Genomic DNA, 21961 nt, shown 5'->3' on the forward strand with positions numbered 1-21961 from the left:
GACGTTCCCCGATAGCTCAGTTGGTAGAGCAACGGACTGTTAATCCGTTTGTCGCTGGTTCGAGCCCAGCTCGGGGAGCCACTATTTCGAAAAGCCGCTGATCCCAGCGGCTTTTTTTGTGCGCAAAATTCACAGCCCGCCCCTAAAAGCCACCAACAAAAACGCCCCGGATCACTCCGAGGCGCTTGAATGGCGGCTACCGGCTTGAACCCTACTCTTCGGCCAGCCGAATCTCTGCCTGAATCTCCTCCAGGGCCGCCAGCGGGTCGCCGGCCTGGGTAATCGGCCGACCGATCACCAGATAATCACTGCCAGCGCGCAATGCATCGGAAGGGGTCATGATCCGCTTCTGGTCGCCCTGGGCGGCAAACGTCGGTCGGATGCCCGGGGTAATCAGGCGGAAACGCTCACCCTGCTCAGAGCGAAGCACAGAAGCCTCCTGAGCGGAGCACACAACGCCATCCAGACCCGCGTTATAGGTCATGGCTGCCAGGCGCGACACGTGCGCCTCCGGCGACTCGGCGATACCCAGACCTTTCAGGTCATCGGCGGTCATGCTGGTCAGCACCGTGACCGCAATCAGCAACGGGCGATCGGCCCCATAGCTTTCCAGTCGCTCACGACAGGCGGCCATCATGGTTTCACCTCCGGAAGCGTGCACGTTCACCATCCACACACCAAGATCGGCCGCCGCCGCCACGGCAGCGGACGTGGTATTGGGGATATCGTGGAACTTGAGGTCTAAAAACACCTCGAAGCCGCGATTATGCAACTCCTTAACCAGGGCCGGCCCGAAACGGGTGAACATTTCCTTGCCCACTTTGAGGCGGCACAGCGCGGGGTCCAGCGAATCCACCAGGGACAGCGCCTCTGACTGGTCGGCAAAATCAAGCGCTACGACAATCCGCGGCCCCAATTCAGTTTTACGATCCTGCATACATGCGCCTCATAAATTCATACGGCAGACGATCGGTCAACCACCCCGGATCGCCCGCATATTCAAACGTTATTCCGCTTCCACACCCTGGATGGGCTGGACTTTTTCCCACCGTTTGCAGCTGGGACAAAGCCAATGCAGCTGGCGCCCCTCAAAACCACAGTTAATACAGCGGTAAATCGGCCGATTGGATAACAGCATCTGCCCCATCCGGCTGACCAGGCGGCCCTCGTCGGTGGTCATCCCCTTCTCATAGCCCGCCATTTCCACCAGGCGCAGCAACCCCTTGAGACTCGGTCGGATTTCCAGCTCCTCGCGCAACAGGTTGATGGCAGCCAGCCGGCCATTACTGCGCTCGACCGACTCCACCAGCGCCAGCAGCAAACTGGTGCTCGGCCAGCTTTCGTACAGCTTGCGCAGTCGACGCCCGAGACGGGCCACATCCCCTTTCTCCCGGGCTTGCTTCATCAGGCGGTCGATGGCTTCCGGCCCGAAAGACGGATTCTGGTCGAACACCCGGAACAGGGACTGGCTGACTTCCGACAAATTTCCCTGGCGACGGTGAATATCGGCTTGCAGGAAGCTGGCCCGCACACAGGTCTTATCCTGCTCAAGCGCATCCTTGACCAGCTTCTGGGCGCCCCAGCGGTCATCCTGGCGCAGGGCATCCTCCGCCAGTTCGCAGGTCAGGTAGGCCAGCCGTTTTTTCAATTCGTCTTCCGGATAGCCAACCGTCAGCGTGCTGGCCACTTGCCTGGCCTTATCCCACTCGCGCTCCTGCTGATAGAGCTCAATCAGCTGGTCCGCGGCCTGACGGCTATAGTCCCGACTGCCCAGCAACTGGTGAAACAGGGACTCCGCCCGATCCAGCAGACCGGCGGTCATGTAGTCCATGGCAAGTTCGTAGGTGACCTGGGGCGAATAACGGGTGGGCAGTTCGGGCCGGGCGAGGAGGTTCTGGTGGATGACGATCGCTCGTTCGGTTTCGCCCTTCAGGCGGAAATGCGCCCCTACAGACAGATGCAGACTGACCGTCTCGCGATTGACCGCCAGTGACTGGACGAAGTTCTCGATGGCTTCATCGGAATAATTGGTGAACAGGAACTGCAGGCGATCCCGGACCGCTTCCTCATCGTCCATCCGCGGTCCGCCGGCGCCGTCATGACGACCCCAACGCCCCATGAACCAGCCTGCCGCAACGGCAACAACGAGGAGCAGCCAATGAAGCACTGTGTCCATCAGGGGTTCCGACCGGCTTCCAACCTGGCTTTCTCAAGCTGCTTTTCGGTCTGCGCCAGCTTCTTTTGCAAATGCCGTTTACTGACGGACGTGCGGATCATGGCCAGGGAGGTCAACAACATGCCAATGATGCCGCCGGCCACAAAGGCCAGGATCAGCCAAAAAGCGATCCCGTAGGCGGCGGTTTCGAAAAACAGAAAGTTGAGTGAAACTGAAACCTGATTATTCAGGGAAAAGACTAAGGCAGCCAGGATCAGAAAGATCACGACAAGGCCAATAATAACCTTTTGCAGCCAGGCCATAGATAACGGCTCCCGAATGGTTAGCGTCCGTTGCGGTGGGGCTGATCATGGTAGCACAGGAAATCCCCGGAATGCCCGGAATACGCGCAGGCGCGCCCTGTCGCGCTGCGCTCGATCACCTATGACAGAACCCGCCTCAGTAACCGCTTTTCATGCTGTCGTTGACTTGTTCGCGCAATTCCTTGCCTGGCTTGAAATGCGGAACATGCTTGGCAGGAAGTTTTACCGCTTCGCCGGTTTTGGGATTACGTCCGGTTCGTGCTGCCCGATGATGGAGAGAAAAGCTACCGAAACCCCGAATCTCAATACGCTGCCCTTCGGCCAGCGACTGGGACATGTGCTCGATGATGGTTTTGACAGCAAGCTCGACATCTTTCACGGACAGTTGTGTCTGTTTGGAAGCGATCAGCTCAACCAGTTCAGACTTTGTCATGCGATCATTCCTTCTGATTCTTATCGCGAAATCAGCCCCTGAGAAAGCACTGACTTGTTCCTCGGTGGCGCGCCAAGCCCCTGCAAGCTGGCTCGTGGTCATGACACACCTCTCCCGGATCCATCGGCTGGCAGCAAAACGAACAACCCAGAGTCCGTATCAGCCCATCTAAATACCGGCGTGATCCAAAGAGATTCCCTAACTTCGGGGACTTACCGGAAACCTTCAGCCATCCCCCTTGCCAGTAGTTTAGCTAAACCCAAAAAAAAGACAAAAAAAACGGGCTGTTACAGCCCGTTTTTTTACATTTCAGCAAATCTGCCAATTATTCCTTGTTGGCATTCTGCTGCTGCATCTGCTCTTTGATCAGGTCACCGATGGTGGTGGCGCCCGAGGTTTCAGCAGACTTCTCGCGAACGCTCTGCAGCGCAGCCTTGTCGTCTTCAACGTCCTTGGACTTCACGGACAGGTTGATGACGCGATTCTTACGATCGATGCTGATGATCTTGGCTTCCACTTCGTCGCCTTCGTTCAGCACGTTGCGCGCGTCTTCAACGCGGTCACGGCTGATTTCAGACGCCTTCAAGACAGCCTCAACTTCGTCGTTCAGCGCAACCGTCGCAGACTTCGCGTCAATGGCAGTCACGGTGCCCTTGACGATGGAGCCCTTGTCGTTCAGCTGAACGAACTCGGCAAACGGATCGCTTTCCAGCTGCTTGATGCCCAGGGAGATACGCTCACGCTCCGGATCAACAGACAGGATGACGGTTTCAACTTCGTCGCCCTTCTTGTACTGACGAACCGCTTCTTCACCCGGCTCGTTCCAGCTGATGTCGGACAGGTGAACCAGACCGTCGATGCCGCCGTCCAGACCAATGAAGATACCGAAGTCGGTGATCGACTTGATCTTGCCAGTGATGCGGTCGCCCTTGTTGAAGTTGCTGGAGAAGTCTTCCCACGGGTTGGACATGCACTGCTTGATGCCCAGGGAGATACGACGACGCTCTTCGTCGATATCCAGAATCATCACTTCAACTTCGTCACCGACCTGAACGACCTTGGACGGATGGATGTTCTTGTTGGTCCAGTCCATTTCGGACACGTGAACCAGACCTTCAACACCTTCTTCCAGCTCCGCGAAGCAGCCGTAATCGGTCAGGTTGGTCACGCGTGCGTTGACCTTGGAACCTTCCGGATAACGACCCTTGATGTCGACCCAGGGATCTTCGCCCAGTTGCTTCAGACCCAGGGAAACGCGGTTACGCTCGCGGTCGAACTTCAGGACCTTGACGTTGATCTCGTCGCCCACATTCACAATTTCGCTCGGATGCTTGATGCGCTTCCAGGCCATATCGGTGATGTGCAGCAGACCGTCAACACCGCCCAGATCCACGAACGCGCCGTAGTCGGTCAGGTTCTTGACGATACCCTTGATTTCCAGACCTTCGGTCAGGGTTTCCAGCAGCGCTTCACGCTCGGCACTGTTTTCAGCTTCCAGAACCGCACGACGGGAAACAACCACGTTGTTGCGCTTCTGGTCCAGCTTGATCACCTTGAACTCGAGCTCTTTGTTCTCCAGGTGCGCAGTATCGCGGACCGGACGAACGTCAACCAGGGAGCCCGGCAGGAAGGCACGGATGCCGCTCAGGTCGACTGTGAAGCCGCCTTTGACCTTGCCGTTGATCACACCTTTAACAACTTCTTCAGCCTCAAAGCTCTTCTCGAGAACTTTCCAGGCCTCAGCACGTTTGGCCTTCTCGCGAGACAGACGGGTTGCACCGAAGCCGTCTTCTACCGCGTCGAGAGCCACATCGACAACGTCACCAATCTGGATTTCCAGCTCGCCCTTGTCATTCAGGAACTGGCTGGCAGGAATCGCGCCTTCCGACTTCAGGCCTGCGTTAACAGTGACCCAGTCGTTGTCGATATCAACCACGGTTCCCTGGACAATGGAACCCGGTTGCATGTCAATTTCTTTCAGGCTTTCTTCAAAAAGATCCGCAAAGCTCTCGCTCATTATGTGTCCTATGTGATCAACGCAAGTGTTCTCCGTGCTACCAGCAACACGGTCTGTTCAAATTTGCTAAAAACCTGCCAAAGGCTGGCGTACTACACAGATTTCCAGCTTCCAACGACAAAAGGGTGCGGTCAGGCCTGGCCTGCTACAGCCATTACCTTCCCCAGCACCTCTTCTATGCTTAATCCCGTCGAGTCAATGACTTGCGCATCATCGGCGGGTCTAAGCGGAGCACTCGCCCGGTTCATATCCCGGTCGTCACGTGCCCGTATCTCGTCTAAAAGGGCGTCAATACTAACATCGACACCCGCATCCAGCAACTGTTGATAGCGTCTCCGGGCCCGTTCCTCGGCGCTTGCCGTGAGGAAAATCTTGACCGGCGCATCCGGAAAAACCACCGTTCCCATGTCGCGGCCATCGGCCACCAGTCCGGGCGGCTGGCAGAAATCACGCTGGCGCTGCAGAAGCGCATCCCGCACCGGCTGAATCACCGCCACCTTCGACGCATTGTCGCCACAGGTCTCGGTGCGGATTTCAGCGGTCACGTCCTGACCATCGAGCAGCACGCGGGCGGGCTCGCCCGGCGGTGTCGGCTGAAATGCCACGTCGAGCGATCCGGCAACCCGGACCAACCCATCAACATCGTCATAGGCAACACCCTGACGCTGCGCCGCCAACGCTGTCAAGCGGTACAGCGCACCGCTGTCGAGCAGGTGATACCCCAACCGACGCGCCAGCATTTGCGTGACGGTCCCTTTGCCGGAGCCACTGGGACCGTCGATGGCAATGACCGGAACATCCGTCATGAACCACTCTCCTCGACACTCAGCTGGATACCCACGGATGCCGCCAGCTCGCGGAAATTCGGAAAAGACGTGGCGACGTTGGCGCAATCGGTGATGGTGATTTCACCCTCGGCCCGTAGCGAAGCAACCGAGAAAGCCATCGCAATCCGGTGATCGCCGTGACTGTTCACGGTGCCTGAAGCCATAGTCTGACCGCCGTCAATGACAATACCGTCTTCAGTTACGGTGGTTTGCACACCCAACTGGGCCAAGCCATCGGCCATCACCTGGATACGGTCACTTTCCTTGACCCGAAGCTCTTCAGCACCGGTGAGCACGGTCTGCCCTTCCGCGCAAACCGCCGCAATAAACAGGACCGGGAATTCATCGATGGCCAGCGGCACCTGATCTTCCGGAATGGCGATGCCCTTGAGCGGCGCATGACGGACTCGCAGGTCGGCGACAGGCTCGCCACCGACTTCGCGCTCGTTCTCGACCGTAATATCCGCGCCCATCTGACGCAGGATATTCAGCACACCCACACGGGTCGGGTTAATGCCCACGTGACGCAGCGTCAGGTCTGCACCCGGCGTGATGGACGCCGCCACCAGAAAGAAGGCCGCCGACGAAATGTCCGCCGGCACGTCAATATGACCGCCGGTCAGCTTGCCACCACTGCTGACCCGGGCAGTCGCCCCATCGCGGGAAACCGGGTAACCGAAGCCCTGCAGCATACGCTCGGTGTGGTCACGGGTGGGCGCCGGCTCGGTAACGGCCGTCTCCCCTTCCGCGTACAGGCCGGCCAGCAGCAGACAGGATTTTACCTGAGCGCTGGCCATCGGCATGGTGTACTGGATACCTCTCAAAGTCTGACCACCGCGAATCTTCAGCGGTGGGCGCCCGCCTTCTGCGGTCTCGATCACCGCCCCCATCTCGCGCAGCGGATCCGCCACACGGCCCATCGGGCGCTTGGACAGGCTTTCGTCTCCGGTCAGCTCGGTATCGAACGCCTGGCCCGCTAGCAGGCCGGCAAACAACCGCATCGCGGTTCCGGAGTTACCCAGGTACAGCGGTCCCCGCGGCGCCTGCAGGCCATGCAGACCCACGCCATGAATGCGGACGTGGCCGTTGTCCGGCCCTTCGATGGTGACGCCCATATCGCGAAACGCCTGCAGCGTCGCCAGACTGTCTTCCCCTTCCAGGAAGCCATCCACTTCCGTCACGCCATCGGCCAACGCGCCCAGCATGATGGAGCGGTGCGACATGGATTTGTCACCGGGAACCCGGATATCGCCCTGGACGCTGCCGCCGGGCTGGAGTTTGAACGTTACCTGTTTCTGACACATGGTTGTCACGTAAGCCTGTCCTGAGAGCATTTTGGAAAAATGATCGCGCGCCGCCTTGGCGCGACTGAATACCTGAAGCAGTTTCCGGCCGTCCCCGGTATCGATGGCCTCACGCAGCCCCGCCAGGTCCGCGGTAAAGTGGTCGATGACGTTGAGCACCGCTTCCCGATTGGAGAGGAAGATATCGTGCCACATGATCGGATCACTGGAGGCAATCCGGGTAAAGTCACGGAACCCCCCCGCCGCGTAACGGAAAATATCGAGATTATCGCTTTCGCCGGCCAGCGTATCGACCAGGGAGAACGCAATCAGGTGCGGCAGATGACTGGTGGCAGCCAGCACCTCGTCATGACGCGCCACCGGCATCGTCAGTACGGTGGCCCCGCAGCCGGCCCACAGGTCGCCCAGGCGCTTGAGCCCGGCCGTGTCGCTGTGCTCCGACGGCGTCAGGATGACCTTGTGGTTCTCGAACAGATCCGCCGTGGCGGCGGTAATACCGCTCTTTTCCGAACCGGCAATGGGATGACCGGGAATCACCCACTCTGGCCAGCGCCCGAATACCGACTCGACGGCCTGAACAAAGCTGGTCTTGGTGCTGCCGACATCCGTGAGCAACACGCCCTCCGACAGATGCGGGCGAATCTCGGCCAGCACACGCTCCATCGCCCGGACCGGCACGGCCATGACCACCAGATCGGCGCCCTGCACCGCCTCGGCGGCAGACGGCGCCCATTCGTCGATCACCCCCAGCTCGACGCCTGTCCTGAGGTCATCGAGACGCTGATCGGCACCGACCACCCGGGCGGCTAGCCCTTTTTCGCGCACGGCACGGGCCAGGGAGCCTCCAATGAGCCCCAGCCCGATAACCGCCATGCGCTGGAATAACGGGGCCCGTCCAGCGCCCGATGATTCCGGTCTAGCCATTCAGTGACTCCAACACCGTTTGCAGGGCTTCCAGACAACGCGCGTTCTCCTCCGGCAGGCCCACGGAGACGCGCAGGTGTTGCGCCATCCCATAACCGGCCATCGGGCGCACGATGACACCCTGCTTCAGCAGACCTTCAAAGACGGTCTGGCCGTCCTGCCCAACGTCCACGGCGATGAAATTGCCGCTGGAGGGAATATAGTCCAGCCCCAGTGTCTCAAATCCTGCCGCCAGTTGCTTCAGGCCGTCCCGATTGACCTGACGGGAGCGCTGCAGGTATTCCTCATCATCCAGTACGGCCGTTGCGGCGGCCAGCGCCACCGTGTCCACGTTGAACGGCTGTCGAACCCGGTTCAGCACGTCGGCGATATCCGCGGAGGACACCCCATAGCCAACCCGAAGCGCAGCCAATCCCCAAGCCTTGGAGAACGTCCGGGCTACGATCAGATTGGGGTAGTCGGCCAACAGGGACACGCCGTCCGGGAATTCATCGCCCTCGAAATACTCGCAGTACGCCTCGTCCAGAACCACGATCACGTTTTCCGAAACCCTGTCCAGGAATCGCACCAGCGTGTCGCGTCCGACCGCCGTACCGGTCGGATTATTGGGATTGGCTACAAAGACGATGCGAGTCCGCTCGTTGATGGCGTCGGCCATGGCATCCAGGTCGTGCCCCCAACCCCTGGCCGGGACGGAGACGCCTTTGGCACCGACCGCCTGGGTGGAGATCGGATAGACCGCAAAGGCATACTGGGAAAAGACCACTTCCGAATGGCTGTCCGCGAATGCCCGGATGACGAGCTCCAGCACGTCGTTGGAGCCGTTGCCCAGCGTCAGTTGTTCCGGCGCCACATCCAGGCGGCTGGACAGCTTCTGTTTCAGGTTAAAGCCATTGCCGTCGGGATACAGGCACATGTCATCCAGCGCGGCACGGGCGGCGGCCAACGCCCTGGGGCTTGGCCCCAGCGGATTCTCGTTGCTGGCCAGCTTGATGATCTGGTCTGGCTTCAGGCCCAGTTCACGCGCCACTTCGTCGATGGGCTTGCCCGGTTGATAGGGCTGCAGGGCCCGGACACCGGGAACCGCCAGGGCTTTGAAATCAATCGACATGGATACTCCTGCCAGGCTTCAGTTCGTGGAGCGGGCGGGACGGGGCGCCCGCCCTCTTCTCGCAATGCGGGGATCAGAGCACGCCGATGGGATAGGAGCCCAGGCGCTTCAGTTCGACGGCCTCATTTTCGATTTCACCAAGCACGGTCTGGACCTGCGGATCGTCCACATGAGCCTCGAAATCAATGTAGAAGACGTACGCCCAGGTCCCGCTCGGCGACGGCCGGGTTTCCAGGCGGGTCAGGCTCAGGCCGTGACGATGGAACGGTTCCAGCAGCTCATAGAGCGCGCCCGGTTTATTACGCATGGAGACCAGGATGGACGACTTGTCGTGACCGCTGGGCCCGACTTCCTCACGCCCGATAATCAGGAAGCGCGTCGTGTTGTCCGGACGATCCTCAATCGTGGCCGCCAGTTTACGCAGGCCGTACAGCTCGGCTGCCATATCGCCGGCGATCGCCGCCGCCCCCGGCTCGCTCGCAGCCCGTCGGGCCGCCTCGGCGTTACTGCTCACCGCCACGCGTTCAACGCCATGCCAGTGGGCATCGAGCCATTGACGGCACTGGGCGAACGACTGCTGGTGGGAATAAATGCGGGTAATCGCCTGGTCATCGGTGCCTTCCGCCGCCAGCAAGTGGTGGTGGATGCGCAACTGGACCTCCCCGCAGATCTTGAGCGGCGAGCCGATGAACATATCCAGGGTGTGATTGATCATGCCCTCGGTGGAGTTCTCCACCGGCACCACGCCGTAATGGGCCGCGCCGGACTCAACTTCCCGGAACACGTCATCGATGGCCGGCAGCGGCACGCTGATCACCGAGTGCCCGAAATGCTTGAGCGCAGCCGCCTGCGTAAAGGTGCCTTCCGGGCCGAGGAACGCGATGTGCATCGGCTTTTCCAGGGCCAGGCAGGCCGACATGATTTCACGGAACAGACGCGCCATTTCCTCGCCGGACAGCGGCCCCGGATTCTCAGCCTTGATGCGCCTCAGGACCTGGGCTTCACGCTCCGGACGATAGAAAAACACATCTTCGTTGGGGCGCGATGCCATTTTGACGTGCGCCACTTCCTGGGCACACTGGGCCCGCGCACTGATCAGGTCCATGATCTGCTTGTCGAGGCTGTCGATCCGGTCGCGCAGCTCCGCCAGGCGGGTCTGTTCGTCGCTCATGGTCAGGCCCGCTCCTTCTCGAAGGTTTGCATGTAATCGATCAGCGCATCGATACCCTCTTCCGGCATGGCGTTGTAGATCGACGCGCGCATCCCACCCACGGTGCGATGGCCCTTGAGATTGAGCAGGTTGCGCTCTTCGGCGCCTTTCAGGAAGGCACTGTTCAGGCTGTCGTCCGCCAGGGTGAATGGCACGTTCATCCAGGACCGGAAGCGCGGCTCGATCGGATTGGCGTAGAAGCCGCTGGCGTCGATGTAGCCGTAGAGTTTGTCGGCCTTACGCTTGTTGATCTCACCCATGGCCTGCACGCCACCGCGCGCCTTGAGCCACTTGAACACGAGTCCCGCCAGGTACCAGGAATAGGTCGCCGGCGTGTTGTACATGGAATCGTTGTCGGCGATCACCCGGTAATCCAGCATGGTCGGCGTCTGCGCGCGGGCGTGACCCAGCAGATCCTTGCGAATGATCACCACCACCAGACCGGACGGCCCGATGTTCTTCTGGGCGCCGGCGTAGATCAGCCCGAAGCGGGAAATATCCAGCGGACGCGACAGCATGGTGGAGGACATGTCCGCCACCAGCGGCACCGACCCGCTGTCCGGAATGAAGTCGTACTCCAGGCCGCCAATGGTCTCGTTCGGCGTGTAGTGCAGGTAGGCCGCCTCGGGATTGGTCCGCCAGGCGGACTGATCCGGAATGGTGGTAAAACCGTCGGCTTCGCTTGAGGCGGCCACGTTCACATCAGCAAAGCGCTTGGCTTCGGCAATGGCCTTCTTGGACCAGATCCCGGTGTTGATGTAATCCGCCGACGTTTTGTCTCCGAGGAGGTTCAGCGGCACGGTCGCGAACTGACTGCTGGCCCCGCCCTGCATGAACAGGACCGCGTAGTCGTCGGAGATGCCCGCCAGTTCACGCAGGTCCTGCTCCGCCTCTTTGGCGATCGCCACAAACTCGTCGCTGCGATGACTCATTTCCATCACCGACATGCCCGTGCCGCGCCAATCCAGCATTTCCTCGCGGGCCTGTTGCAGCACCTCGGTCGGCAGGGTCGCCGGACCGGCACAGAAATTATACGCTCTGCTCATTACCGCCTGTTCTCTCCTCGTTGCTTGGGGAAGCGGACCTCTCAGTCCGCATCACCTCCGGTTTCCGGCGCATCGGTCGCTTCCGTACCGCCTTCACCGTCACCGTCGATCTCTTCGTCTTCGTCGTCGCTCTCCGCAATCCGCTGGACCGCGACCAGACGCTCGTCTTCCTGGGTCAGCCGGATCAGGCGCACGCCCTGAGTGTTCCGGCTCAGCAGGGAAACCTCTTCTGTGCTGGAGCGCACCAGTGTGCCTTTGTCGGAGATGAGCATCATCTCGTCACCTTCGAACACCTGGGTTGCCGCAACCAGATTACCGTTCCGGTCGGAGCACTGCATGGCGATAACCCCCTGGCTGCCGCGACTGTAGGCCGGGAACTCGTCCAGTTGGGTCCGTTTGCCGTAGCCGTTTTCACTGGCCGTCAGGATCATGCCGTTTTCTTCCGGAATGATCAGGGAGACCACCGTGTGACCTGCCGGCATCTTGATGCCCCGGACACCGCGTGCAGTCCGGCCCATGGCACGCACCTGCTCTTCCTGGAAGCGCACGGCCTTGCCGGCAGAGGAGAACAGCATGACTTCGGACTGACCGGCCGTGATCGCAGCACCAATCAGGGTATCGCCCTCATCCAGCGACAGGGCAATCAAACCACTGCTCCGCGGACGCGAGAAATTCGGCAGCGGCGTTTTCTTGACCACACCAGCCGACGTTGCCATCAGGACGTAATGGTCTTCCGGGTAGTCCCGCACCGGCAGGAAGGTGGTGATGCGCTCATCGTCGTCCAACGGCAGGATATTGACCATCGGTCGTCCACGTGCCGCACGGCTGGCCTGGGGAATTTCGAAAACCCGCAGCCAGTACACCTTACCCTTATTGGTAAAGCACAGGATGGTGTCGTGGGAGTTGGCGACCAGCAGCTTCTCGATGAAATCCTCTTCCTTCATGGCGGTCGAGGAACGGCCGCGGCCACCGCGACGCTGCGCCTGGTAGGCTTCCACCGGCTGGGTCTTGGCGTAGCCGTTGTGGGAAATGGTCACCACCAGGTCTTCTTCGTCGATCAGGTCCGCGATGGTCAGGTCGCGGCGGGAAGTGGTGATCTCGGTACGGCGTTCGTCACCGAAATCCCTGACCACGGCTTCCAGTTCTTCGCGGATGACCTCCATCAGACGCGCCGGCTCGCTCAGGATATGAATCAGCTCGGCGATCTTGTCGAGAATTTCCTTGTACTCGTTCTGCAGCTTCTCGGTCTCCAGACCGGTCAGGCGATGCAGACGCAGATCCAGGATTGCCTGGGCCTGCTCCGGTGACAGGTGATAGAGCCCGTCGCGCATGCCGAAGATTTCCGGCAGGTCGTCAGGGCGGCAGGCGTCCTGGCCGGCGCGTTCCAGCATGTCGGAAACCTGGCCCGGCTCCCAGCCTTTGGCGATCAGCTTCTCTTTCGCTTCCGCTGCGGACGGTGACTGCTTGATCAGCTCGATGACTTCATCGATGTTGGCCAGCGCGACTGTCAGACCTTCCAGGATATGGCCGCGTTCACGGGCCTTGCGCAGCTCGTAGATGGTCCGGCGGGTCACCACTTCGCGGCGGTGACGGACGAACGCGTCGAGGATTTCCTTCAGGTTGAGGATCTTCGGCTCGCCGTTGATCAGGGCGACCATATTGATGCCGAAGACGGTTTCCAGCTGGGTGTGGGCAAACAGGTTGTTGACCACGACTTCGGCGTTCTCGCCCCGACGCAGCTCGATGACGACGCGAATGCCTTCCTTATTCGACTCGTCACGCAGCTCGGAGATGCCTTCGATCCGCTTTTCCTTGACCAGCTCGGCGATCTTCTCGATCAGACGCGCCTTGTTCAGCTGATACGGCAGTTCGGTAATGATGATGGACTCGCGACCGGTCTTCTTGTCGACCTCGATCTCGTGGCGGGCGCGGATATAGATGCGCCCCCGGCCTGTGCGATAGGCCTCGATAATGCCGGCACGGCCGCTGATGATGCCCTCTGTCGGGAAGTCCGGACCGGGAATGTACTCCATCAGCTCATCGATGGTGATGTCCTGGTTGTCGATCAGCGCCAGACAGCCACTGACCACTTCGGTCAGGTTGTGCGGCGGGATGTTGGTCGCCATGCCCACGGCGATACCCGAGGAACCGTTAACCAGCAGGTTGGGTACGCGCGTCGGCAGGACATCCGGAATGTGCTCAGTGCCATCGTAGTTGGGGACGAAATCGACGGTTTCCTTGTCCAGGTCCGCCAGCAGCGAATGGGAGATTTTCTCCATGCGGATTTCGGTGTAACGCATGGCGGCCGCGTTATCACCGTCGATAGAGCCAAAGTTGCCCTGGCCATCCACCAGCGGGTAGCGCAGCGAAAAAGGCTGAGCCATCCGGACGATGGTGTCGTAAACCGCTGAGTCACCGTGCGGGTGGTATTTACCGATGACGTCACCTACCACACGGGCGGATTTCTTGTAGGCCTTGTTCCAGTCGTTACCCAGCTCCGACATCGCGAACAGGGTGCGACGGTGAACCGGCTTCAGGCCGTCCCGGACGTCCGGCAGAGCCCGCCCGACGATAACGCTCATGGCGTAGTCGAGGTAGGACTGTTTCAGCTCTTCTTCAATATTTACGGGCAGGATCTCTTTGGCTAATTCACCCATCGAGAAAGGTTCCTTTGCGTTTGCTGGAAGTCGTCACTGTATGGAATTGCGAACGGGTCATCCTCGGGCATCAGGTGCGCGGGGACGCGAAAGGCGTTCTGCAGGGGCGCCATACTCGACGCTGTCTTTGTCTCCCGGGATGAATCACCTCTTTCGCACGTGAGAGGCTTCCTCGGGCGCATTTATAAGCCGTCGATCATACCACAATCGGGGGCTCAGGGTGACAGGGAAATGACGTCTAAATGAAGCAGGAGGGGGAAATTTCCGGAGGTCGGACGACCTCCGGAGAGGACGCGGATCAGCTGAAGACGACGGTCTTGTTTTCGTGGGTGATGACCCGGTCTTCGATGTGGGCACGCAGTCCCCGGGCCAGCACGTTTTTCTCAACGTCCTTACCCAGGCGCACCATATCGTCGATGGTGTCGCTGTGGTTCACCCGGATCACGTCCTGCTCGATGATCGGCCCTTCGTCCAGGTCCTGGGTCACGTAGTGGCAGGTTGCCCCGATCAGCTTCACACCGCGGCTGTAGGCCTGGTGATAGGGGCGCGCACCGGCGAACGACGGCAGGAAGCTGTGGTGAATATTGATCACCTTACCCGCGTACTGCTCGCACACTTCCGGCGGCAGGATCTGCATGTAACGGGCGAGCACGATGACATCGGCCTGATAGCGGGCAAACAGCTCGCTGATCTCGGCAAACGCTTCCGGCTTGTTGTCTTTGGTCACCGGCACATGGTGATAGGGAATGTCGTGCCACTCGACCATCCGGCGCAGATCGTCGTGATTGGAGATGACCGCGGCAATTTCCGCATTGAGCTCCTTGCTGTGCCAGCGATGCAGCAGATCCGCCAGGCAATGGGATTCCTTCGAGCACATCAGCACCACTTTCTTGGGTGATGCGGAATCGGCGATGTGCCAGGTCATGTCGAACTCCCGGGCGATCGGCTCGAACGCCGCGCGGAACTGGTCAAGACCGAACGGAATGGAACTGGCCTTGATCTCGTGCCGCATAAAGAACCAGCCGGCCTGATTGTCGGCGTGGTGGCTGGCTTCGGTGATCCAGCCGTTGTAGGTAGTCAGGAAGTTACTGACCTTGGCCACGATGCCGACCCGGTCAGGACAGGAAATCACCAGACGATATGTATGTTCCATGCGTTATCACAGCCATGCGGAAGGACGGTGCTCGCGAGCGTTGCAGCACGGCCCCTCGTTCGAAATCAGGTCCGGAGGCACAGGCCTCCAACGAAACGCTGCATGATAACGGATTGTCCGGGCCGGCGTAAGCCACCGGCCCGACGGGGAATACCGAGACGGCTAAGCGTGTGTCAACTCATCGGTCCGGGCCGCCATGATGAAATCATTGCGGTGCAGCCCGCCAATCTTGTGGGTCCACCAGTACACGGTCACCTTGCCGTACTCCGTAAGCAGGGCCGGGTGATGACCTTCCGACTCGGCCAACTCCCCGACTTTGTTGGTAAAGGCCAGGGCCTGGGCGAAATCCTTGAACCGGAACACCCGCTCCAGCCGGCGTTCGCCCTCCATCTTCACGACAAACCAGTCCGGCAAATGGCCACTGAGGGTATTGATCTCCTGCTCGGTCACCTCGGGCGCATCGGCGCGGCAGGCTTCGCAGGATTCAGATTTCAGATCTGACATAGCGTCCTCCTTGGTTTGCGAATGTTTCTCAGCATCCTGTTCACACACTGCGCCCGGCTGGCAACCGGGTCAACCCTTTGCAAATCCGTCAGCGCCCAATATACTGTATAAATAAACAGTATCGTGACGAGCAACGCAATGAGTGACCTTCTCGACAAATTGATCGACAACGCTCAGGTCTGGCAAGCCAGCCGCCAGAGACAGGCCGTCCGCCCGGGCGCCGAAAGCACCGGCTACGCCGCCCTGGATGCCTATCTCCCCGGCGGCGGCTGGCCGCGGGGCGCGATGATCGAATGCCTGACCGATGCCCCCGGCATCGGCGAGCTGCGCCTCATGCTGCCGGCCCTGCAGCGAATGACCCGGGCCGGCCAGACCGTTTTCTGGATTGATGCCCCCCACATACCCTATGCGCCGGCCCTGGCCCGGGCCGATGTGGACATCCGCCAACTCATCACGATTCAGACACAGAGCCGCGAGGACCAACTCTGGACCCTCGAGAACTGCCTGCGCTCCCCCGGCACGGGGCTCGCCATGGTCTGGCTGGACAGCGCCAGGCGCAGCGACATCCGCCGCATCCAGCTGGCCGCCGAAGCCGGTAACAGCCTCTGCATCCTGTTCCGCCACAGCCGTCACGCCGACCAGCAGTCACCGGCGGCCCTGCGACTGCAACTCACCCCCGGCGAGAATGACGGCCAGCTCTGCCCGGATATCCTCAAGCGCCGCGGGGGCTGGCCCGTCAGCGACCTGCAACTGGCCATACCACCCGTCGTGACGCAGCGCCCGGAGCCGGCCGGTAACGTGATCCAGGGCCCCTGGTCACAGGCGCGCTGAGGCGATCCATGCTGTGGCTTTACCTGCACTTCCCCTATCTGCTGCTGGAGCACTTCCAGCAGAGCGAGACCGCGTCCCGCCCCATGGCGCTGATCGGCGGGCACCCGCCCCGGATCATCCAGCTCAACCCGGAAGCGGCCCGGGCCGGCGTGGCCGAAGGGCAAAGCCCCCAGACGGCGTCAGCTCTGGCCGACAACCTGCACCTGATTGCAGCCGATATGGAAGAGCAGACCGGTGTACTGGACCAGCAGGCCGTCTGGCTGTACCGGCATGCGGCCCGCATCATCCTGTACCCACCAGATGGCATCCTGGCCGAAGCAGGCAGCCTGCGACGACTGCATGGCGGCCTGCAAGGCCTCTGGAAAAAGCTTCGGGGCGAACTGGACCAGCGTCGCCTGACCGCCCATCTCGCCTGCGGCCCGACGCCCCGGGCGGCGCGCATCCTGGCCCGGGATCGTCGCGGTCACTGCACGGACGATACCCAGACCCTGCGCCAGTCCCTCGACGCACTTCCCATTGAAGCCGCCGACCTGGATGAAAAGACCACCGAGCGCCTGCAACGCATGGGCCTGCATACCCTGGGCCCCGTCCTGGCCCTGCCCGATCGCGAACTGGCCCGGCGCCTGGGACCGGAAACCGCCCTGCACCTGCAGCAGATCGAGGGCCGCGCCGCCGATCCCCAGACCGACTGGCAGCCGCCACCCTACTTCCACCGGCGCCTGGATTTCGCCGAAGACGTGGAACACAGCAGCGGCCTGCTCTTTCCGTTGCAGCGGGCATTGCAGGAGCTGGATGCCGAACTCTGCTGGCGCCAGCAACAGACCGATACCCTGCAACTGGAAATCCGCCACCGCCGGCGGCCGGTGACGCCCCTGCAGATCCGCTCGACGGCGCCGGAGCACCGGGCGAATGCGTTCCTGGAACTGGCACGCCTGAAACTGGATCGTCATCAGCTGGAAGCTCCGGCCACCGGCCTGTCCCTCAAGGTTCGCCGCTTCCTTGATCGACACACGCCCCGGGGCGACGACCTGTTCGGCGACACAGGCCAACATCAGGAAGAGGCCCGCCAGCACCTGCTCAGCCGGCTCCAGGCCCGACTCGGAGAAGAGGCCCTGCACAGCCTGGCCCTGAACCCCGATCATCGGCCGGAGCAGGCCTGGCGGGCCACACCGGTGTCCAGCGGCCGCTCTTCTCCGGCCCGGACGGCGCCACGTCGCCCGCTCTGGCTGTTACGCCAACCCCAGCCGCTCCGGGAAATGCCCTGCACCTGGCTGGCCGGCCCCGAACGCATCAGCGCCGGCTGGTGGGACGGGGAACGGGTCCAGCGGGACTACTACATTGCCCGGCTGCACAGCGGCCAGACCGGCTGGCTGTTCCGGGATGTGACCGGTGGCTGGTTTATTCACGGCTGGTTTGGATAAAGCCTTATGTCATACGCCGAACTGCACTGCCTGAGCAATTTCTCGTTCCTGCGGGGTGCCTCTCACCCCCAGGAGCTGGCCGAGGAAGCGGCCCGCCAGGGCTATCACGCTCTGGCCATCACCGACGAATGCTCCGTCGCCGGTATGCCCCGGGCCTATGCCGCCCTGAAGGACAGTCCGGTCAAACTGATCACCGGCAGTGAATTCCGCATTCAGTCTCCGGATCTGCAACTGGTCCTGCTGGCCCGCAGCCGCAAGGGCTATGGCCAACTCTGCCAGCTGATCACCACCGGTCGGCGCCGCGCCGAGAAAGGCCACTACACCCTGTTTGGCGAAGACCTGGAAACCCATGCCCTGGACGAATGCCTGGCCCTCTGGCAGACCGTTCCAACATCGGCAGCCACACAGGAAGAAACGGGCCAGTGGTTGAAAACCCGGTTCCCGGGGCGACTCTGGATCATGGCCGAACGCACCCTGGGCGACCAGGACGACGACAACCTGGCGCACTGGCGCCGGCTCGGCCAGCAACTGGGGCTCCCTATCGTGGCCACCGGCCATGTCCACATGCACCAGCGCAACCGCCAGCCCCTGCAGGACGTACTGACGGCCATCCGCCAGGGCTGCACGGTCGCCGAGGCCGGCCATCACCTGTTTGCCAACGGCGAGCGCTATCTGCGCCCGGTCGATACGCTACGCAAGCTGTTCCCCGCCGACTGGATCCACCAGAGCCTGGTGATTGCCGACCAGTGCGTTTTCTGTCCCAGTGAGCTGCGCTATCGCTATCCACCGGAAGTGGTCCCAGAAGGCCATACACCGGGCAGCTATCTGCGCGAACTGGTGGAAAACGGCATCCGCTGGCGCTTCCCGGACGGCATCCCGGCGGACAAACGCGCGCTGGTGGAGAAGGAACTCACATTGATCCGGGAGAAGGACTACGAGCCCTACTTCCTGACCATCCACGACATCGTCGAATTTGCCCGGCGCGAGAACATCCTGTGCCAGGGCCGCGGCTCCTCCGCCAACTCCATCGTCTGCTACTGCCTGGGCATCACCGAAGTCGACCCCGGCAAGGTGGAACTGCTGTTCGAGCGTTTCATTTCCGCCGACCGGGACGAACCACCGGATATCGACGTGGATTTCGAACACGAGCGGCGCGAGGAAGTCATCCAGTACATCTACCGGCGCTATGGCCGGGAACGGGCCGCCCTCGCCGCCACGGTGATCCGCTACCGCCACCGCAGCGCCATCCGGGATGTGGGCAAGGCCCTGGGCTTTGACCTGAACCTGCTGGAGCAGCTGATCGACAAGGTGGACTGGCGCGACAAGCAGCAGGACTGGCGCGAGCAGATGCTGGAGAAAGGCATTACCCGCAGCGAGCGGGCCGTCGGCCAGTTCATCAGCCTGGTGAACACGCTGTACGGCTTTCCCCGACACCTGTCCCAGCACGTGGGCGGCTTCGTGATCAGTGAAGGTCCGCTGGCCGAGCTGGTGCCGGTCGAGAATGCCAGCATGGCGGACCGCACCGTGATCCAGTGGGACAAGGAAGACCTGGAAAGCCTGAACCTGATGAAAGTGGACGTCCTGGCCCTGGGCATGCTGTCCGCTATCCGCAAGGCTTTCGAATGGATTGCCCTGAAAGAAGGACGGCCTTTCGGCATGCCGGACGTCATCCGGGAGGACAGCCGGGTCTACGACATGCTCTGTACCGGCGACAGCATCGGCGTTTTCCAGGTGGAATCCCGGGCCCAGATCAACATGCTGCCCCGGCTCAAACCGCAGCAGTATTACGACCTGGTGATCGAAGTGGCCATCGTGCGACCGGGGCCCATCCAGGGGGACATGGTCCACCCTTACCTGAAACGGCGGGACGGCAAGGAAGAGCCGGATTATGGCGGCGACCCGGAGATCGAAGCCGTCCTCAAACGCACCAAGGGTGTCCCGATCTTTCAGGAGCAGGCCATCAAGCTCGCCATGGTCGCGGCCGACTTTACCGGCAGCGAGGCCGACAAGCTGCGACGGGCCATGGCCGCCTGGAAATCCGACGGGGATCTCACGCCGTTCAGGGGCAAGTTGATCGATGGGATGCTCGCAAAAGGCCACAGCGAAGCCTTTGCCGAAAGAATCTACACGCAGCTCAGCGGCTTCGGCGGTTATGGTTTCCCGGAGTCTCACGCCGCCAGCTTTGCCCTGCTGGTCTACGTCTCGGCCTGGATCAAGCGCCACTACGCACCAGCCTTTTACTGCGCCCTGCTGAACAGCCAGCCCATGGGGTTCTATTCGCCGTCACAACTGGTGCAGGACGCCCGGCGCCATCACGTGGTCATCCACCCCATCGACGTCAATCACAGCCTCTGGGACCACACCCTGGAGAATCGATACGAAGAGTTGCGATTAGGGCTGCGGCTGGTCAAAGGGCTCAGCCAGGGCGGCGCGGAGCGGCTTGTCGCCGCCCGCCCGACAACCGGCTACAACTCGATCGAGCAGCTCCGCCAACGGGCGGCACTCGACAACCGGGATCTGGAATGCCTGGCCAGCGCGGGCGCCCTGCGCACGTTCAGCGACAACCGGCACCAGGCCCGCTGGGACATTCTGGACCACGATACCCCGGCGCCGATTTTTGCGCAGGAAGAACCCTCACAGTATGCCGTCCGCCGCTCCCGGGAAGATGAAGCTATCCGCATGCCCGTACCGTCCGAAGGCGAGGACATCCTGGAAGATTACGCCAGCCAGGGGTTGACCCTGCAACGCCACCCACTGGCGCTGCTTCGGGAGCAAGGCCAGCTGCGGCATTGCCAGACGTCTGAAAGCCTGAAGGCCTGCAGCAGCGGCCAACTGGTGCATGTTGCCGGGCTGGTGACCGGACGCCAGCGACCGGGGTCAGGCAAAGGCGTCACCTTCGTCACTCTGGAAGACGAAACCGGCAACACCAACGTGGTGGTCTGGCTGGCGACGGCTCGCCAGCAACGCCAGCCGCTGATCAAGTCGCGCCTGCTCCACGTCAAGGGCATCCTGGAGCGAGAGGGCGATATCGTGCATGTGATGGCGGGAAAGATGACCGATCTCAGCCATCTGCTGGGCTCGCTGAAGATTCGCTCAAGGGATTTCCGCTGAAGCGCGGCCCCGTCAGCCTGGGTTCATTCCACGGAAGGCCGGCCAGCGTGGATCCTCACGAAACGCTTCTGCCAGGAAATCCATGAGCACACGGATTCGGGCGACATGGCGCAGGTCGGCGTGGGTCAGCAGCCAGAGAGCACTCATGGGCGTGGTCGGCAGCTCAAGCAAGGGCTGCAGCTCAGGCCTCGCCTGATCCATCGGCAAGGCCGCCAGCCCCAATCCGGATTGGGCCAGACGCGCAATGGCATTCAACGTACTGCCGCGCATGACGATGCGTTTTTCCGGAATCTGACCGACGACCCAGCGATAGCCCGGAATGTGCATCAGGGCCGCTTCCGGACCGACCCATGGATAATCACCAGCCGCTTTAAGATTGGCAGGCCTCCCCCTCTCCTCAAGGAACTTCGGTGCTGCGAAGACCGCCCAGCCGATGTCCGTCAGCTTGCGTCCCACCAGATAATCCGGTGGACTCGACGTCGCTCGCAACGCAAGATCGGCTTCACGTCGATTGAGATCGAGATCGGTATTGGTCACCAGCACACTGACCCGGATCTCCGGGTATTGCTGGTGAAATCTCTCCAAATAATTCGGGAGGAATTCGTAGACCAGATTTTCCGGTGCCGTCAGACGCACCTCACCTCGCAACGTGACGTCCGCGCCACCGAGCAGCCGTTCCGCCCGAAAAACTTCGGCTTCCATAAACTCCGCATGAGACCGTAACGCCTCGCCCTCGACTGTCAGGCGATAACCGGTGCTCAAGCGCTCGAACAAACGGCAGTTGAGCTGCGACTCCAGTTGATTCAGCCGGCGATAGATCGTGCTGTGATTCACGCCCAACCGGTCCGCCGCAGCCGTTAGCGAACGGGTCCGGGCAACCATCAGAAAATCCGGTAAAAGCCCCCAATCCATAACACCCGCCCTCCCCTGAAGC

The 21961-nt window shown here is 61.4% G+C and carries 17 protein-coding genes and 1 tRNA gene; 4 read left to right on the forward strand and 14 right to left on the reverse strand.

What is annotated here, in order from left to right:
• The first annotated feature begins 5 nt into the window (after positions 1-5).
• A tRNA-Asn gene (locus tag J3364_RS18835) sits at positions 6-81 on the forward strand.
• Positions 82-211: 130 nt separating this feature from the next.
• Here J3364_RS18835 and pyrF read toward each other — a convergent pair.
• The 13 genes from pyrF to J3364_RS18900 all read right to left on the reverse strand — a co-directional run bounded on the left by pyrF (position 212) and on the right by J3364_RS18900 (position 15664).
• Positions 212-937, reverse strand: a complete 726-nt coding sequence (pyrF, locus tag J3364_RS18840; protein WP_349559717.1) for an orotidine-5'-phosphate decarboxylase — start codon at positions 935-937, stop codon at positions 212-214.
• Between the two features lie 69 nt (positions 938-1006).
• Positions 1007-2176, reverse strand: a complete 1170-nt coding sequence (lapB, locus tag J3364_RS18845) for a lipopolysaccharide assembly protein LapB (RefSeq protein WP_349559718.1) — start codon at positions 2174-2176, stop codon at positions 1007-1009.
• Entirely contained in the window at positions 2176-2478 is a 303-nt protein-coding gene (locus J3364_RS18850; protein WP_123634841.1) for a lipopolysaccharide assembly protein LapA domain-containing protein, read from the reverse strand. Before J3364_RS18850 ends, lapB begins: the two co-directional genes overlap by 1 nt.
• A gap of 136 nt (positions 2479-2614) precedes the next feature.
• Positions 2615-3013 (reverse strand): integration host factor subunit beta, encoded by a 399-nt coding sequence (locus tag J3364_RS18855; protein WP_263316989.1) that lies wholly within the window; start codon positions 3011-3013, stop codon positions 2615-2617.
• A gap of 223 nt (positions 3014-3236) precedes the next feature.
• Positions 3237-4928, reverse strand: coding sequence for a 30S ribosomal protein S1 (rpsA, locus tag J3364_RS18860; RefSeq protein ID WP_123634840.1), 1692 nt, complete (start codon positions 4926-4928; stop codon positions 3237-3239).
• 131 nt (positions 4929-5059) lie between these two features.
• Positions 5060-5734 carry a (d)CMP kinase gene (gene cmk / locus J3364_RS18865; RefSeq protein ID WP_349559719.1) on the reverse strand — a complete coding sequence of 225 codons (675 nt, stop codon included), beginning with the start codon at positions 5732-5734 and terminating at the stop codon, positions 5060-5062.
• Positions 5731-7983: a bifunctional prephenate dehydrogenase/3-phosphoshikimate 1-carboxyvinyltransferase gene (locus tag J3364_RS18870; RefSeq protein WP_349559720.1), complete on the reverse strand. Its 2253-nt coding sequence runs from the start codon at positions 7981-7983 to the stop codon at positions 5731-5733. Before J3364_RS18870 ends, cmk begins: the two co-directional genes overlap by 4 nt.
• Entirely contained in the window at positions 7976-9094 is a 1119-nt protein-coding gene (hisC, locus tag J3364_RS18875) for a histidinol-phosphate transaminase (RefSeq protein WP_349559721.1), read from the reverse strand. Before hisC ends, J3364_RS18870 begins: the two co-directional genes overlap by 8 nt.
• 73 nt (positions 9095-9167) lie before the next feature.
• Positions 9168-10265, reverse strand: coding sequence for a prephenate dehydratase (gene pheA / locus J3364_RS18880; protein ID WP_349559723.1), 1098 nt, complete (start codon positions 10263-10265; stop codon positions 9168-9170).
• 2 nt (positions 10266-10267) lie between these two features.
• Entirely contained in the window at positions 10268-11350 is a 1083-nt protein-coding gene (gene serC / locus J3364_RS18885) for a 3-phosphoserine/phosphohydroxythreonine transaminase (protein WP_349559724.1), read from the reverse strand.
• A 41-nt stretch (positions 11351-11391) separates the two neighbouring features.
• On the reverse strand, positions 11392-14007 hold the full coding sequence (gene gyrA / locus J3364_RS18890) for a DNA gyrase subunit A (protein ID WP_349559725.1): 2616 nt from the start codon (positions 14005-14007) through the stop codon (positions 11392-11394).
• A 298-nt stretch (positions 14008-14305) separates the two neighbouring features.
• A complete protein-coding gene (gene purU, locus J3364_RS18895) occupies positions 14306-15160 on the reverse strand; it encodes a formyltetrahydrofolate deformylase (protein ID WP_123634833.1) in 855 nt (284 codons plus the stop codon).
• Between the two features lie 162 nt (positions 15161-15322).
• Positions 15323-15664, reverse strand: coding sequence for a 4a-hydroxytetrahydrobiopterin dehydratase (locus tag J3364_RS18900; protein WP_123634832.1), 342 nt, complete (start codon positions 15662-15664; stop codon positions 15323-15325).
• Positions 15665-15802: 138 nt separating this feature from the next.
• Between J3364_RS18900 and imuA the strand changes: the two genes are divergently transcribed.
• From imuA to J3364_RS18915, 3 genes are read left to right on the forward strand one after another with little or no spacing between them, the layout of a single operon-like run.
• Positions 15803-16495, forward strand: coding sequence for a translesion DNA synthesis-associated protein ImuA (gene imuA, locus J3364_RS18905; protein ID WP_349559726.1), 693 nt, complete (start codon positions 15803-15805; stop codon positions 16493-16495).
• 8 nt (positions 16496-16503) lie between these two features.
• Positions 16504-17916 (forward strand): Y-family DNA polymerase, encoded by a 1413-nt coding sequence (locus J3364_RS18910; RefSeq protein ID WP_349559727.1) that lies wholly within the window; start codon positions 16504-16506, stop codon positions 17914-17916.
• Positions 17917-17922: 6 nt separating this feature from the next.
• The gene (locus tag J3364_RS18915; protein ID WP_349559728.1) at positions 17923-21027 is read left to right on the forward strand and encodes an error-prone DNA polymerase; all 3105 of its coding nucleotides are present in this window, start codon (positions 17923-17925) and stop codon (positions 21025-21027) included.
• A gap of 12 nt (positions 21028-21039) precedes the next feature.
• On the opposite strand, the gene J3364_RS18920 is transcribed toward J3364_RS18915, so the two are convergent.
• Positions 21040-21909 carry a LysR family transcriptional regulator gene (locus tag J3364_RS18920; protein ID WP_349559729.1) on the reverse strand — a complete coding sequence of 290 codons (870 nt, stop codon included), beginning with the start codon at positions 21907-21909 and terminating at the stop codon, positions 21040-21042.
• Positions 21910-21961: the final 52 nt, after the last annotated feature.

It is taken from the genome of Marinobacter sp. NFXS9, from assembly GCF_040148665.1.
GTDB classification, from domain to species: domain Bacteria; phylum Pseudomonadota; class Gammaproteobacteria; order Pseudomonadales; family Oleiphilaceae; genus Marinobacter_A; species Marinobacter_A mangrovi.